This window comes from Pseudarthrobacter sp. RHLT3-21, assembly GCF_059383495.1.
Window position 1 is genome coordinate 1 of sequence record NZ_JBWZCI010000027.1, and the last position, 15,928, is coordinate 15,928.

The 15,928-nt window shown below is 63.2% G+C and carries 9 protein-coding genes; all 9 read left to right on the forward strand.

What is annotated here, in order from left to right:
* The first annotated feature begins 263 nt into the window (after positions 1–263).
* Positions 264–1,076 (forward strand): TY-Chap domain-containing protein, encoded by an 813-nt coding sequence (locus AC50YA_RS20020; RefSeq protein WP_494983948.1) that lies wholly within the window; start codon positions 264–266, stop codon positions 1,074–1,076.
* Between the two features lie 67 nt (positions 1,077–1,143).
* Positions 1,144–2,652, forward strand: coding sequence for a TY-Chap domain-containing protein (locus AC50YA_RS20025; protein WP_494983949.1), 1,509 nt, complete (start codon positions 1,144–1,146; stop codon positions 2,650–2,652).
* 21 nt (positions 2,653–2,673) lie between these two features.
* Positions 2,674–4,458, forward strand: coding sequence for a hypothetical protein (locus AC50YA_RS20030; RefSeq protein ID WP_494983950.1), 1,785 nt, complete (start codon positions 2,674–2,676; stop codon positions 4,456–4,458).
* 99 nt (positions 4,459–4,557) lie between these two features.
* A complete protein-coding gene (locus tag AC50YA_RS20035) occupies positions 4,558–6,243 on the forward strand; it encodes a nuclease-related domain-containing DEAD/DEAH box helicase (protein ID WP_494983951.1) in 1,686 nt (561 codons plus the stop codon).
* Between the two features lie 80 nt (positions 6,244–6,323).
* Entirely contained in the window at positions 6,324–8,801 is a 2,478-nt protein-coding gene (locus AC50YA_RS20040; protein WP_494983952.1) for a sigma-70 family RNA polymerase sigma factor, read from the forward strand.
* 17 nt (positions 8,802–8,818) lie between these two features.
* Positions 8,819–9,388 carry a hypothetical protein gene (locus AC50YA_RS20045; RefSeq protein ID WP_494983953.1) on the forward strand — a complete coding sequence of 190 codons (570 nt, stop codon included), beginning with the start codon at positions 8,819–8,821 and terminating at the stop codon, positions 9,386–9,388.
* Positions 9,388–9,963: a hypothetical protein gene (locus AC50YA_RS20050; protein ID WP_494983954.1), complete on the forward strand. Its 576-nt coding sequence runs from the start codon at positions 9,388–9,390 to the stop codon at positions 9,961–9,963. Before AC50YA_RS20045 ends, AC50YA_RS20050 begins: the two co-directional genes overlap by 1 nt.
* 75 nt (positions 9,964–10,038) lie before the next feature.
* Positions 10,039–12,690, forward strand: a complete 2,652-nt coding sequence (locus AC50YA_RS20055; RefSeq protein WP_494983955.1) for a PD-(D/E)XK nuclease family protein — start codon at positions 10,039–10,041, stop codon at positions 12,688–12,690.
* Positions 12,687–15,920, forward strand: a complete 3,234-nt coding sequence (locus tag AC50YA_RS20060) for a UvrD-helicase domain-containing protein (RefSeq protein ID WP_494983956.1) — start codon at positions 12,687–12,689, stop codon at positions 15,918–15,920. The genes AC50YA_RS20055 and AC50YA_RS20060 overlap by 4 nt, the downstream gene beginning before the upstream one ends.
* Positions 15,921–15,928: the final 8 nt, after the last annotated feature.

Genomic DNA, 15,928 nt, shown 5'->3' on the forward strand with positions numbered 1-15,928 from the left:
ACACCGAAGGGTAGAAAGGCCCGGAACGCCGCCCTGCCCGAGATAGGAAAACCGCCAAAATTCAGAAACGGGCTACCCGCCCCAGCGGACCGGTGGATTCAGGCTTAGCGGTCGCTGAGACCACCAAGTTAGCCATCCGTGCACGTGCCGCCACGTCCCTGTCCGTCACGGAATATGATGCGACGGCGGACTTACTTGCAAGGCGCCTCAGAGATTACATCTCCGATGACACCTACCCATGGCCTCCACCTGCCTCAACCCTGGTGCGACGCCTCGGTGCTGGAAGCTGGGAGCAGGCCCTGAACACAGTCCGGCTGAAGCTACTCAAAGCCGCTGATCGTTTGGGAGCAGACGCCTTCGTCGCGGCGCTCAGCGATTACTCCGAAGAATGTACCGACTTTGACTCTCCGTTAACTCTCGAGGTTTATGACCGCTGGGTCACAGCGGAGACTGCACTGGGAGGCAACCGTCCGTCAGCACTGGAGGTCATAGACCACTATGGCGGCTGGAATGAGGCTCTCGGTCAGGTTCTGGATTACCAGGGCGATGCAGGGTGCGAGAAGGGTTCCAGTTCATATCCTGGCTCTGATGATGCAACCCTCTTCGATTGCACGGATTCAGCGTTGGAAGCGGCCTGGGTGCGCGCGGGCGACTACATCAGCGAACTGCTGGCGAACATGCCCCGTAACAGGTCTCTGCATATCCAGTACGGCGACGCCGATGTATCACTGCGGCCCTATGCGGAGGCTACGCGCGGGGCCGACGGCATTTGGTGCGAGGTAGTCTCCGAGGGATTGTTGCCTGCCGATCAGTGGCCGGTCGATGCAGATCTTTTGAAGTCAGAAGGTTGGATTACACCGGATGACGAGGTTCCAAACTGGTGCAAGGAGAAAGTGCCCTTCCACGAGGCGGGGCATCAACTCCTCAACGGCCTGAGGTATGGGCGGCTGTGCCCTGATCCATGGCAGCTCCGTTGGGGCACCCGGCAGCCCATCAGCGGACCGGAACGGGACCACGGCGTGACCATCGAACACGCTCTGGCCGGCGAAGTTCAGACTCTGAGAAATGCGGGATGACTGTGCATCGGCGCAGGCCGCGGCGAATCAAGCACACAATTGACACATCACCCGAGGGGATCCCCACATGACAGGACACTTCGATCCAATGGCTACCGGTGACCCGGGAAGCCCGATCGTTCAAGCCATGACGTCATTCCTCGCCGGCGACCCCCTGAGGTGCATTGCGGCCGCCCTGGATATGGACAGCTACCAGTTATTGCGTCTGCTCAGCACTCGAGTAGCGGACAAAGGCGAGGAGCAGCGTTCAAGAGCACTCCGGAAACGGTGCTCGGTGACGGCGCAACTCCTTGTTGAGGAAATGGAACGAGCCGAACGGCTGATGAGCGCCGGGATCGACGCCCTGGACGTACCCAAGGTCGTGGCTGCCCTCGGAGTGCCCCTCGACGTTGACATCGCTGTCGAGTTGTTCCGAAGATTCGAGTTTCTCCAGGACAATCACCACCGGGTGTCCCACGTCAGGAGGGCCCATGTTCCGGAGGTGCGGTCAATCGAGACGCTTAGCTTGCTATACGTTACGGGGCGGCATCGCGGCGTGGACCCCGATTATCGCTATGCGCTCGGGAAAATTCCCTTACCGGGCGTAGCAGAATTCCGGGAGCTGCAAACAGGGCGACTAACTGCGTCCCAGATAGCCGAAGTCATTGCCACCGTTGAAAAAACAGCCGAGGCCATCAGAACAGGGGAAGCGGCCGGAATTTCCTATTCGGACTACGGGGATACAGCCGTGCTGCTGGCACAGGAACCGGACAACAGCGGGCTTGGATGGCTGGTTCCGGCGTCCGTGATTCGCGAGCAGGTAGGCCGGGGCTCGTGGGCAATTGCCCTTGAGGCCGCTGGTCTGACACCGCCATCCCCACAGGAGCGGTTCAGCCCAGTTGATTATGAGGAGGCATCCCGAACCTTCTTGAGGGTGTACAGCTATTTCGGATCGCCCAAGGATGTGTCCAGCTACGACAGTTGGGTGACTGCCGAAGCAGCCGCTGGACGCGATCGATGGTCAGTTATCGCAATGCGCCGGTACTTCGGAGCCTGGGAGTCGGTGATCGGGGCGGTCATGCCACCCGAAGTTGAAGATGAGTTCGACGGAATGGTCAACCATCTCAGGGAAGAAAATGCCATCGAAGAACACTGGGCGAGGGCGGGCGAACTGGTCAGTGAAGTGCTCGCCAACATGCCATGGAACTCCTTCCTGGGTATCGACTACGGTGACGAAGGTGACGGACCACGCCTGCCCTACGCTCAGGCCAATCCGAGCGCGGACGGGGTTTGGTGCGAGATCGTATCGGAGGACTTCCTTTCCGCTGACGAGTGGCCAATTGATACCGACTACCTCGTAAGAAATGGTTGGTCCGCGCCAGACGGGGAAGTCCCGAACTGGTACAAGCAAGGCATTCCGGCTGTGGAGGCGGGGCACCAGCTACTCGAGACTCTGAGATACGGCCGGCGCTGCGATGATCCCAAAAAAATCCGGTGGCACAGCGGAGAATTCCCCGGCGGCCCCGGTCCCGATGGCGGCGTCATCCTGGACTACGAAACCGGCGGCGTGGTCCGGGACCTGCGGCGCGCAAGCTGAGAATCGTTCGAGGAGCAAGCAATGCCAAAGCGTCATCGCCATCGCCAGTCTTCTCAGCCCACTCTTGCCGCCGAACAGCCACGTGACGTCGCTCCCACGCGTCCCAGCACGGATCCGAAGCCACAGGATTTGGCTGCCCTTCTGCTGGACCCCTCGCGCCTGCGGCCGGTGGTTGTGATCTCCCGGTTCTTCGATGAGGACTCTCCCCGGCTGGACAGCGAAAGCATCGCGCTGGAACTAAAGGGGATTGCCGACGTCGTGGTTATCACGAACGGGCCAGCGACCTATGAACTTGAGGGCCTCCTCCCCGTTGACACCCACATTTTCGGCAGCGCCGCCAGGGTTTATCCGCCCGGCGTGAAATGGATCCAGGATCCGTACAGCAGCCCTCTTCGGCTTGTGCGGTGCCGGGCCGACATCGGGCCCGTAACTGCGAAAATTATCAGCGACGCCGAGGATCTCGCATTTTCAGGCGGCTGGAAGACAGCCAGTCCGGCCAGCAAAGGTGACCCCCGGGAGTCCGGACTGGTCCAAAGCATTGCCCGCGACGGCTCCCGGGCTGTTGTGGAACTAAGCAGCGGGTCGCAAGTATTCCTGCCAGAGGAGGCCACCGGGCTTGGCCTCCCGCTGCATTGGATCCTGCGCGAGGGCATGGCCATTTCCGGTGAATTCGACACAGGGAAACGAATCTTTTCGATCGCCGCCATCGAACTGCCTGCCCCGGGCGAAGGTCGCACTGACGGCGATTTGGTGCCGGCGCTTGTCCGGTCAGTGGGGTCAGGCTCGGCAGATCTGGCTTTGGTTCCCGGACACTCCCACACGGCAGCTCTCAGCAGCATCTCCTCCAATGAGCTGGATTCAGTGGCCGACCTCCTGACGGTGGGTGAAGTTGTCACAGTTAGGCTCCACCGAAGAAGCGGTCAGATAAGGCTGTCGATGCTCGACGTCGACGACTCCGAACCCGTGCTAAGCGCTCCTGAGCTCGTTCCGGGCGGAGGGCCCTGGCTGGTTCCCGGCCGCGATCTTCTGCAGAAGGTGTCCGAGGCCCCGCACACCCGGCTGATCCCGCAAGCCAAGGGTGCGCAGAGCCCGAGTCCGGGCTCAGGGGCAACAGCGCTGAAATCCGTTGAACTCGCGCTGGCTGCCGAACGGGGCAGGCGGCAGCAGCTCGAGCTGGAGCTCACCGGTCTGCGGTCGGCGAACCATCAGCACCAGGTGCAGGCAGCTCAGCTGGACGCGGACGTCATGCTGGGCCGTCAGCAGGCAGCCGAGCTTTCCGGTGTGCAGCAGGAAGCCGATCGGCTTCGCCGTGACCTGGCCGCCGCAAACAAGCAGCTCTCCGATTTGAGGAAGAAGTTGCGCGGTGTCCGCAAGGAGGAGGCAACCCCGGAGAGTGTATTCCTGGACCCGGAAGAGAACTTTCGATTCCTGCTTAACACCACATGGGCGGTGCAGATTTCGGCCGTCGACAAGGTCCGGCTCGCCCTCGGACGCTATCGGCTCGGAGAAGACTTTCTCACCAGCCTCAGCGAGCAACCGAAGGAGAAGCAGAAGAAAGCCTTCAAAGCCATAATTGACCTTCTGGTGAATGATCCAGCAAAGCTGAGCGCCCGCGAAGCCCACCAGTTTCGTACTAGTGCTTCCGGAGGATCCGTTACCTTGACCCGCAACAACGGCCAGGACGTCTGCTGGCGGCTCTATATCGAACAGAATGTCCCGGCGGCACGGCGCCTCCACTATTGGAAGTGCGCCGACGGCGTCATTGAACTGTCCAGTGTGACAGTCCACGACGGAACGCTGCCCTAACCGGCAGTGTTCGTGTCGCGCCGGCGAAGAAGCCGCTCCCCGCTAACGTTTGAATCAGCGCAAGGCCGGACAACCGGTTCATCTGATTTGGGGGCGACAATGAGGTGCATACCGGAAGAACCGGAATTCGGCGACGGACAGCAGGCGGAAAAGGCAGTCTGGACGGCACTGAAGAACAGCCTCCCGGACGAGTGCGTCCTGGCCCACTCCGTCCAAGTCCGCGACGGCCGGAACGAATACGAGATAGACCTGCTGGTTCTCTGGCCCGGAGTGGGCATGGCCGCCATCGAGGTCAAAGGCGGCCAGGTCAGCATCGCCGACGGACAGTGGTACCAGTCAGACCGATCCAACAAGCGCAAGATTCAGAGCCCCGTGGCGCAGTCGCAGAGCTCACTCCACGCGCTGAAAAACTGGCTCGAAAACGAGCTCGGTTCCCGCGTGAGCAGCCGCAGCGTCTACATGGTCAGCCTGCCCTACACCGACGTGCCACGCGACTGGACCATGGCCGGCTGTCCGCGCACGCTCTTCCTCGACCAGACCGACAGCAAGTCGCCCGCCGAACTCGTGCGCCGGGCGATAGAAAACGAAGGAGGCGGCGCCTCCCCGCTGGCCGCGGCTTTCGTGGACCGCGTTGTCCGCAAGCTGAGCGGGAACCTGGACACCGCCGTCGGACTTTCCGGCAATCCGGCGGAAGATGAGGCCACCCAGGACCACCTCACCGAGCGCCAGGCCGTGCTGCTCCAGGCCACACGCTCACTCCCCCGCATCCGTTTCACGGGCGGTGCGGGAAGCGGAAAGACCTGGCTCGCCGTCGAAAAGGCCCGCCTGCTCAGCAAACAGGGTAAGCGGGTGGGCCTCTTCTGCTACAACAAGGGCCTGGGGCAGTATCTTCAGGACCGCGTCTCCCCGTGGCGCCAGGCCAAGCCCGTGTTCACCGGCGAGTTCCACGAGTACGTCCGCGGGCTGGGCGTTCCGGACGGTTCCGGGCAGGACTACTTCGACGTCGAGATGCCCCGTCTGCTGAAGGAACTGGCAGCCACCATGGATCCGCAGGATCGGCTCGATGCCGTCGTCGTGGACGAAGCCCAGGACTTTGCCCCGCTGTGGTGGGACGCGCTGCTCGCCTGCACGAAGGACCCCGAACGCGGCGAGGTCTATGCCTTCATGGACGACCGCCAGGACGTCTACCGCAGGTGGGGAGGCGCGACGGCGGACCTCGCCGATGGCCCGATGGCCACCTTCGTGCCCATCCACATCGACGAAAACCTCCGCAACACCCGCAAGATAGCGGACACTTTCAAACCACTTGCCGGCGAACACTTCACGCCGCGGGGAAGTACCGGCCTGCCCGTCCGGTTCGTGGATTGCCCCACCGACCAGGCACTCGAAATCGCCGGAGACTGTGTAGAAGCGCTTATCGACGAAGGCTGGGCCAACAACCAGATCGCGCTCCTCACCACCAAAGAGCGTCATCCAATACATCTGGATTACTTCGAACGCGAAGCCACCGAAGAATACTGGCGCGACTTCCACGCAGGCGAATCCGAATTCTACGGCCATGTTCTGGGGTTCAAGGGGCTGGAGCGGTCGGTCGTGGTGCTGTGCGTCAACGGATTCAAGGACATGGAGCGGGCGGCCGAGCAGCTCTACGTCGGGCTGTCCCGCGCGCGGAGCCTGCTGGTGGTGGTTGGCGATTCCGGGTTGCTGGAGGAGGCGGGTGGACGGGCGCTGAAGTCCGCTTTGTCGCGGACCCAAGTATGGAAGCCCGCGCTGAAAGACGGGTAGTGGCACTGCTCACCTTAAATGTCGGTGCCACGCCATAGTCTTCAGGCAGTAGATCCAGAACCGTCCAATGGGGGATGAAAATGCCAGAACTGGTCGACGCCGGGCCGCACCCGATCGCGACGCTTCCGCGGGTGCCCACCGCGGTTGCGCCCGCGTCAGTGCCTGCCTCCTACGACTACGCCTTCCTGTACGGATGGCAGCAGGAAGCGCTGAAGGCTTGGCACTCCAACGCCCGCCGGGGCGTGGTGGAGGCAGTCACCGGTTCCGGTAAGACCCGGGTGGGAATCGCCGCTGCTTTCGAAGCGGTCCGGCAGGGCATTAAGGTCCTCATTCTGGTGCCCACGGCTGAGCTCCAGCGCCAATGGCTGGCGTCCCTGAAGCGCGACCTGCCTAAGGCGCGGCGTGGTGCGCTCGGTGACGGCCGCGCGGACTCGCTGGACGACGTCGACATCCTCGTGGCCATCGTGCATTCGGCATCCAACCGGGAAACGCTCCGTACCCACAAGGCCGGATTAATTATTGCGGACGAGTGCCACCGCTATGCGGCTCCCATGTTCACCGGCGCCCTGCAGGAAGGGTACGCGTGGCGTCTTGGGCTGACGGCAACCTATGAGAGGTCCGACGGTGAGCACGAGAACCTCCTGACGCCCTACTTCGGTGGAGTCATCTACAAGCTCTGGTACGACCGGGCCCTGAAGGACGAGGTCATTGCGCCCTTCGACATCGCTCTCGTCGGCGTCGATCTGACGCCCTCCGAGCAGATCGACTACGAGGAATTTTCCAGCACGATGTCCGAGGCCGCCCGAAACCTGGAGTCCTACGCCGGAATCCCCCGGCGGCCCTTCCACCAGTTCATCGCTGCGGTAGCCACGCTCGCCGGATCGGAGTCACCGAGCAGGGAAGCGACGGTTGCACGCAAGTACATGCGGGCTATGGCGTCCCGGCTCACACTGCTGGCCGAGGCCAAGACGAAGTACCACGCGTTGGCAGCCCTGAAGGAGACGGTCGATGCGTCCCGCGGGACGCTCATCTTCACGCAGACCCAGGAGTCCGCGCGCCGGGCGCAGGAGCTGTACACCTCTATGGGGTCCAAGGCCTCGGCGCTGTTCAGCGGGATGGCCAAGGACGACCGTAGGCAGGGCATGGAGGACTTCCGCAGCGGCGCGTCGCAGATCCTTGCCGCACCCCGGCTGCTCGATGAAGGCATCGACGTCCCCGAAGCAGACCTCGGGATCATCGTCGCGGCCAACCGCAGCCAGCGCCAGATGGTGCAGCGGCTCGGGCGTGTCATCCGTAAGAAGGCCGACGGCCGGGTCGGCCGTCTCGTCGTTCTCTACTCCAACGGCACCGTTGAGGATCCCGACGTGCAGGGCGAGGAATTCCTTGGCCAGGTACTGCCGTTCGCGCGCAACGTTGACTTCTTCGACATCAAGACGGACCTGGACCGGTTGCAGAACTTCCTCAGACGGGCGGAGGTTGACGAACCTCAGGTTTCCGAACCCACACCGGTAACCGCGGTCGATGAACCTGTTGATGAGCCCCAGCCCTCATCCTTTGATCTTGAAGACCAGGAGTGGCTTGAGGAACTTGCCAGCACAGAGGGCTTCAGCGACGATGCGGTGTCCGATTACCTCCGCCGGGCGGGCCGCGCCGAACTGCTGACAGCCGAGCAGGAAGTGGAGCTTGCCCAGGAGATCGAGGCAGGACTCTACGCCACACACCTGCTGGGAGACTCGACTCCCCGCGGCCGCCGGGAGTCCCGCGAGCTCCGGGCCATCGCACAGTTGGGTGAGCACGCCGCCGATTCTCTGCTCAACGCCAACCTCCGGCTGGTCGTGTCCATAGTCAAGAAGTACGTGTATCAGGGCATGGATCTCCTGGACCTGATCCAGGAGGGCAACATCGGCCTCCATCGGGCAGTCTGCAAGTTCGACTACACGCTGGGTTTCAAGTTCTCCACGTACGCAACGTGGTGGATCCGGCAGGCTGTGACCCGGGCCCTGGCCGACCAGGGACGGATCATCAGGCTCCCAGTTCACATGGTGGAGCAAATCCACAAGGTGCAGTCTGTACAGCGCGAAGCCGCCAAGAAGGGCCTTGTCCACACCGCTGAAGAGCTCGGCAAGCTCACGGGTCAGTCCGCGGATAAAGTCGATCATCTTCTCTCCCTGGACAAGTCCGTGCATTCCTTGGACGTCCTCGTCCCGGACGGCAGAGGTGGCCTGGAGCCGCTGGCGGACCAGCTGGTGGATCCATCGGACATGGACGTCATAGACCGCATCGTCATGGAACAGCTCAAAGCCCAGGTCCACGCGGTCCTGGACACTCTAAAGGAGCGGGAAGCCGGCGTCGTCGCGATGCGCTTTGGCCTGGACGATGGCGAGGAAAAGACGCTGGATGCGATTGGGAAAGTCTACGGCGTGACCCGCGAACGTATCCGCCAGATCGAATCCAAGACCATGGCGCTGCTCAAAGAACCAGAGCGTTCCCTGTCCCTTCGCGAGTACAACTTTGGCAGCGTCACGGCGAGCAACGGCACCGATTTGGGCGCGGCGTGATGTCGGAGCCAAACAAAGTGCCATGGTCACTCAAGAGCACAGCGCAGGTGGACAACTACGCGGAGTTCATCGGGCGGCTTGACGCCGCCAGCGCCAAACTCATCGTGCGGCGCGACACCCTGAACAAAACCCTTGAGATTCTGACGCTGCTTTTTCGCCAGAACAACATCGGTCATCAGCTTTGGGAGCGGCGGCTCAGCCCGTTCGACGAGCTGTTGGCAGACACCGCCGGAAAGCCTGGGCGAAGAGCTGCCATCATCGAGCTCCACGAGATTGCGCTCAAAATGGAGCCCCTCTTCAGGAGCCGGACGCAGCGGGTCCAGGATCGATTAGCTGCGGTCCGGGCACGCTGCGAGGAGATCAACAGATCCCTGAACGGGCTGGAGAAGAGCAAGATCAAGCTGACGTCGTCCAGGATGCTCTCGCAGGAGCGCGAGAACCTCAGCAGGGCGATCGGCGAACTCAGCGGGATGGCGGACGCGGCTGCAGTGGTAAACCCGGACCCGGGCCTGCGCAGCGATCTCCAGGACGCACGGCACGCCATCATCTTGGCCGAAGCCCTGCTGGAAGCGAAAGGAGACAAGTAATGCCAAATCCCCAGCCGGAGCGGATCGTGCTCAGCAGCTTTACGTCCGAACAGTGGAGCGGCCGGCCAGCGCAGGACGGCGGAAACTTGTTCATTGGGTGCGCCATCATCGGCGCAGTGCTGTGCCTGGTCCTCATGATCTTCGTGCCCGGCCTCAGGAGCGGTGGAGCATTCACTCTCTTTACCGCTGCCTTCGCCGTCGTCTTCACGGCGCTCGCGATTAAGGGGAAGGCCTCTGCCGAACGCAAATTTCTGGAGGACCTGACCGCAACTGTCAACGACATAATTGTGGGGCTGACAGGAAATATTGCCCACCGGTTGTCGGCCCAACAGTTCAGGGCCCTGATCGAAAACGGCGAACCCCTCCCGCTGCTCGTCAACGGTGTTCCCGGGCTGGAGCTCCAGGCAGTCAGGGAGCAACCGGCTGTGCCGCTGCGGAATCCCGCGGTGAAGCGTGTGGACAACGTGGTCCGGACAACGCGGGTCGTCATCACGGCCACCCCTCCTGACTATGGGATAACGAGCTTTGACCGTCTGCTTGCCGCCGCCGCAGAGTCTGGCGGGGACAGCGGCTAAGAAAACGGCACGGTGAGTCGATAGCAATCCTGTCAGGCCCCTGCCATACCGTGGAACAACAGCCAGCAACAAAGCTTGGGGGCAACAATGATCGTTGAGTTCGGGTGGTTTCTGGACCGGGCGCCGTGGGCCTACACCCAACCTGGTCTCAACCATGTGCGGGTGGGCCGCAAGGGTTTCACCACCCTGCTGCAGACACGGCTGGGCATCACCCGCCCCGACACCCCGCATGCGGAGCGCGTCAGCCAGTACCTGCAACGCCTGCAGTCAATTGACACACCAGGCGAATGGTTCCACGACTCGCTCGCGGTGGATCCATGGTCCACCGCACGTGAGCTCCTCGACGGCCGGGACGACGCTGTCAGCAACGGCTGGGACGGCACGCTGCCGGAAGATGATCCGGACCTCACGGATCCTTCGCCGTTGCTTCGCACACTCGCCGCTGCGGAACGTGCCGCCGGGTACCTGGCCCCCTCGCTCGCAGACGACACCTTGGAGCTGCTCGAAGCCCTCAATACTCCTCTGCCGCTCGGGATCGAACAACTGATCCTCCAACACCCCGAGACGTCCTTCCCGGCTATCTGGCAACGTATTATCGCCAAGCTTCGAGGGCATGGCGTCCGCGTCGGTGATGCGCCCCACGCAACCGTCCAGCCACACCTAACGGTCCTCACCGCCGAAACCGAGTGGGACGCATCCGAGCAAACAGCCCGCTGGCTTGCCAACGGAGACAACGCCAGCACCGCGGTGGTGTGCTCGGACAGTACCTCCGTCCTTGACCAGTACCTCGCTGGGCATGGACTGCCCCGCCTCGGCGTGGGCGCTCGCTCCCCCTGGCGGGCACAGGACCAGCTGATTCCACTGTTCTTCGAGCTCATCTGGGCCCCGGCCGACGTTCGGCTCCTCGCTGAATTCCTGACACTCCCCGGCAGCCCCGTCAAACGGAAAGCGGCTAGTCACCTCCTGCACGCGCTCCAACAGGCGCCCGGTATCGGGGGCGAAGCGTGGCAGGAAGCCATCCAAAAGATCTCCGACGACGATCATCTGGGCCCCGAGCTGGCCACCGTCCTCGACCGCACGTTCAACTCCGAGCTGATCAACGGCGACACCGTCAGTGGAGCCAAACTGGCAGGGACCGCGATGTGGCTCGCAGGCCGGCTGCGGGCCCGCGCCGCCGTCGACCCCGTCTTGCAGTCCGCGTCCACCCAACTCCAGCGGATACTGGAGCTCGTCGCGCCCCTCCCGCGTGTCTCCCGCCGCGAGCTGCTGCGCATCGTCTCGGCCGTGGTGACTCCGACGTCCAACCCTTTGGTTGCCGCAGAAGCCAGCCCCTGGCTCCGGCTCAACCACCTGCACGAACTCGGCGAAGACGTCCAGAACGTCCTGTGGTGGGGCTTCCGCAACGCTTCCACGGCGCCGGGGCGGCGTTGGGACGCCCATGACGTCGAGACCCTCGCCAGGGTGGGCGTGCACGTGCCGTCGCCGGAACACCTTGCGGCTCTGTCGATTGAGCAGACTCTCGCCGCCGCCGGCCGTTGCCGGAACCTGGTCATCGTCCAGGTCGAGCAGCTCAATGGTGAACGCACCGAAGGCAACCCGCTCCTTGAGGCGCTTGTCGCCGCCCAGCCGGTCCGGGTCGATGGCGTTGCAGGATCCCTCCCCGAACGGCTCGAACGACTCAGCATCAAACCCGGAGCGCTCACGGGTCCTGATGGGCACTGGCAGTTTGCTGGACGGAGCACCTTGCTGGTTCGCGTGGATCCGCATCGCCCGGTTCAGCCCGCACCGGTCCAGGAAGTGGACGCCAACCCCTCACTCCGGCCCGATCGCCTGTCCTTCAGCCAGCTGTCGACTCTTCTTGGTTGTTCCCTCGCCTGGGTGCTTGAAAAGAAGTCACAACTGCACGTAGCCGACGCCGCCAGTATCCCGACAGACAACCAGATGCTCGGGAGCTTCGCGCACAAGGTAGTCGAGGTCCTCCACAGTCGCCTTCGCGCGGAGAACCGCGCAGTTCCGGACGAAACAGAGATCCGGCAAACCGTCGACGAACTAATGCCCCACTACGCTTCAGAGTTGCTGCTGCCGGGCCAGCGCCGCCGCCGAGCCGCCGTCACCGCCACGCTCGTGGCTTCGATCAGCACCTTCTTCACCCAGCTTTCACGCGGCGGCATAACTCTCCAGGAGGTTGAACAGGCTTTCGAGAAGGAAATCCGGTTGTCCGCCGCCGACGAAGAATTCAGCGTCCCCATGAAAGGCAGCGCAGACGCGGTGGGTATAGATACCGAAGGCCGCACCGTCGTCGTCGACCTCAAATGGACCAACAACGCCAAATACCGCCGCGAGGAAATCCAGCAGGGCACTGCCCTCCAGCTGGCCCTCTACCAGTGGGCTCTCCACTCCGGCGACACCCCACCCGATGATCCGACGGCGTTCTACCTCCTCAAACAGGGCGCTTTCGCCTCGGCCCATACGCACTTCGGCACCCCTCTGCCCCGGGCCCAAGGACCCGAACAGCTTTGGACACAGGCAGTGGCCGCGGCAGAATTCACCATCGAGGAGGTGCTCGCCGGCCGGATCACAGCAACGCAGCCAGCCGACGACGCCCGCGCCGAGGATGCGCCTGACCGCGCGCAAGTTGACGCCGACGCCGGCCGGCACCACATCAAGCCGCCGTGCCGTTTCTGCGACTTCGGTGTGCTCTGCGGATTGAAGGGGGACTTCTCATGAACCTGCTGGACAACGTCACCATGGTCTCGGCGAGTGCCGGAACCGGGAAGACTTTCCATCTCACCCAGGTGATCGCGGAGAAGATCGAGGACGGATTGCCCGCCAGCGCCGTCATGGCGACCACCTTCACCAGGAAGGCGGCAGGTGAGCTGAAGGAGCGCATCGGGGCGCGGCTTCTGGAGCAATCTGGAGCTGCCGCCTCCACCGGAGAAGCCAGTCTCGCGGAGTCACTACAGCTCGCAGCACAGCAACTGCCCGCAAGCCTTATTGGGACCGTGAACAGCGTCTGCGGAAAACTGCTCCAGGAGCACGCGATCGATGCAGGGCTCTCCCCCGCGCTCGAAGTAATCGGTGACGAGCAACTCCAAGGGATCTTCCACCTAGCCACTGACGCCATCCTCGCTGAGCATGGGACAGACATCCTGCCCATCGCGCGCCGAATGGGTACGGATGGAAACGGGGCGCGGGACGCACAGCCGTGGGAGGAGACTGTTCGCGGGATCGTCGACGCCGCCCGGACCAACCTCCTAAATGCGGACGATCTTGTTGCCTGCGCAGAGCGTTCCTGGCGCGGGCTGCGGGAATTACTGGACGACCCGGGCCAGGACTATCGAGAGGCATGGCGCCGGGAGTTTGTTGAGCGGCGCGCACAGCTCGACACTCTTGCGAAGACTGGGATCGGCCCAGACGGCAAAGCGGCGAAAATCAACACGAAGGGTTTCAACGAGCAGTACCCCAAGGTGATCCAAAAGATCGATCAGGCGGTCACCGTCGCCGAAACCCCGTGGGAGATCTGGCGCGGCTTCATCGCGTCCGCCCCTGCCGCCCCGATCAAGTCCATCTTTTGGGACCTGCGCGAGCGCATTCACGAGGGGCTCCTCTCCAACCCGGCGTTCCATTCGGACTTGGAGGAATACATCCGGCGCATCTTTGCCTGTGCCGCTGAATGCCTCAGGACCTACGCCGAGTTCAAACGACTTCATGGACTCATGGACTTCGTGGACCAGGAGACGCTCGTCCTCCGGCTGGCCCGGGAGAGCGAAGCCTTCCGCGCATCGTTCGCGAGGCGCATCAGCTTCCTGGTTGTGGACGAGTTCCAGGACACGAGCCCGCTCCAGCTTGAGCTCTTCCTCCAGCTCGGCCGCTTGGTAAAGGAAGCCGTGTGGGTCGGCGATCCGAAGCAATCGATTTACGAATTCCGCGGCACCGATCCGGACCTTATGCAGGCTGTGGTGGATCGTGTGCCCACGAGGCGGCAGCTTTCGCATTCCTGGCGGTCCCACCAAGCCGTCGTCGATCTGTCCAATGCCGTTTTCGAGCCCGTATTCGCGCAACACGGAATGGCGCACGAAACCGTTCACCTGGAGCTGCCGGAAGATCACAAAGGTTGGTCCACCGGAAACCTCGAGGCGTGGACGCGTCCGCAAAGCAACGACGCCGAGCGCTTGCGTGCGACGGCGGCCGGCGTCGCTGATTTTCTGGCGCGCCGCGCCGAGATCCAGCCGGGAGACGTTGCTGTGCTGACCCGGTCCAATGCCGACGTCGAAGCGCTCTCGGCTGCCCTTGATGCCTTGGGCATCCGCGCAAGCCGCAATCCGCGCAAGCTCGCCGAGGCCCGCGAGATCCAGCTGGCCCGCGCCGGCATGGCCTATGTCGCGGACGGCTACGACACCGTCGCGCTCACCGAAATCGTTGCCCTCCATCCTGACCATCCCGCGAACGGGATGTGGCAGCAGGAACTGTTGCCCGCCGTCGACCCCGCACCGGTGCTTGAACGCTGGAATACGGAACCTCTGCTGACATCATTGGACGCCCTGCGAACGCCGGCCAAAACGGCTACACCGACGGAAGTCTTCGAAGCCGTGGTGGGTGTGCTCGGTCTTCCGCGGCTTATCAACTCCTGGTCTGCCCCTGCCACACGACTGCGCAACCTCGACGCATTCCGCGGCACCCTCGAGGACTACTACGAGCGTTGCCTGGCGCTCCACTCGCCCGCCACCTTGCGAGGATTCCTAACTTTCTTCGGCTCGGAACAGCAGCAGTCGGCTGAGAACGCAGGCCCGGACGTCGTCAACGTCCTCACCTACCACAAAGCCAAGGGGCTGGAGTGGCCTGTCGTGGTCATGGAGGCACTGGACAAGGACCTTCGCTTCGCGGCCTTCGGTGCCGCTGTGGAGCAGGACGGAACCCTCGATCTTGAGCAGCCCCTCGCCGGACGCTGGATTCGCTTCTGGCCCAGTCCGTTCCCCTATTCGGGCTCACCGCTCGATGCCCGCGGCAAGCAAAGCCAAGTGGCCTTGAACGCCGAGGAGCGCGAGCGGCGGAACATGTCTCGACTGATGTACGTCGGCATGACCAGGGCTGTAGAGACCAATGTGCTGACGGGGAAGGGCAACATCCCCGGCCTGCTGAACAATCTCGGTGTCGAGTCCCTGCTGTCCTGGTCTGTGGCCGAGGAGTCCGAAGCCAACGATTCCGACGCCGACCGGTCGGGGGAACCCGAGGGGCCCGGCACCTCGGGCACTCTGAGCGTTGCTGGCGGTGCCGCGTTTCCTGCCCGGGTGGCGACACTCGAACCTGTGGAGCAGGCTGCCGCCCCGGCGGCCTGGACAGCGCGCTTCACGGATGCGCCGAGTCAGCTACCCCTCGCCCTACATTTGCCGTCGCGCCTCACCGCCAGCTCCGAGGGTTCCGACGGTAACGAAGCAACGGTGCTCCTGGTTGCGGAGCTGGGCTCCCGCTTGGCAGCGCATGGCGCGGACGAATGGGGCGCCGTGGGCAGCGCCGTCCATGCCTACCTCGGCACGGCACACGCCGCCCTCGATGCCGGGCAGCAGCTTGACCTGGCTGAACGCATCGTTGAGCGTTGGAAGATCGGACATCTGGTGGCCCCTGAGCTTCTGGTGACATCAGGAACGCGCTTCGAGGAGTACCTGGACTCTGAGTTCCCCGGCTGGATTCGGCATCGCGAGGCCGCAATAGGCTGGCGGGCGGAGAACAGGGTGATGGAGGGATGGATCGACCTTTTGCTTGAGGGTCCGGAGGGATTCGTGCTTGTGGATCACAAGACGTATCCGGGCAACGATCCCGAAGGCCATGTGCGTGAAAAGTACCTTGGCCAAATGGCGGCCTACCGGGGCGCGGTTCTCGCTGCGACAGGAAAGCCGGTGTTACGGACCCTGATCCACTTCCCAGCGTTGGGAAGTGTCTACGAGATCAGCGAGGTCTAGAACACTGG

What these genes read in the sequence shown, in the direction of transcription:
- AC50YA_RS20025 (WP_494983949.1), top strand. Translation starts at nt 1,144, where the DNA reads ATGACAGGACACTTCGATCCAATGGCTACCGGTGACCCGGGAAGCCCG.
- AC50YA_RS20030 (WP_494983950.1), top strand. Translation starts at nt 2,674, where the DNA reads ATGCCAAAGCGTCATCGCCATCGCCAGTCTTCTCAGCCCACTCTTGCC.
- AC50YA_RS20035 (WP_494983951.1), top strand. Translation starts at nt 4,558, where the DNA reads ATGAGGTGCATACCGGAAGAACCGGAATTCGGCGACGGACAGCAGGCG.
- AC50YA_RS20040 (WP_494983952.1), top strand. Translation starts at nt 6,324, where the DNA reads ATGCCAGAACTGGTCGACGCCGGGCCGCACCCGATCGCGACGCTTCCG.
- AC50YA_RS20050 (WP_494983954.1), top strand. Translation starts at nt 9,388, where the DNA reads ATGCCAAATCCCCAGCCGGAGCGGATCGTGCTCAGCAGCTTTACGTCC.
- AC50YA_RS20060 (WP_494983956.1), top strand. Translation starts at nt 12,687, where the DNA reads ATGAACCTGCTGGACAACGTCACCATGGTCTCGGCGAGTGCCGGAACC.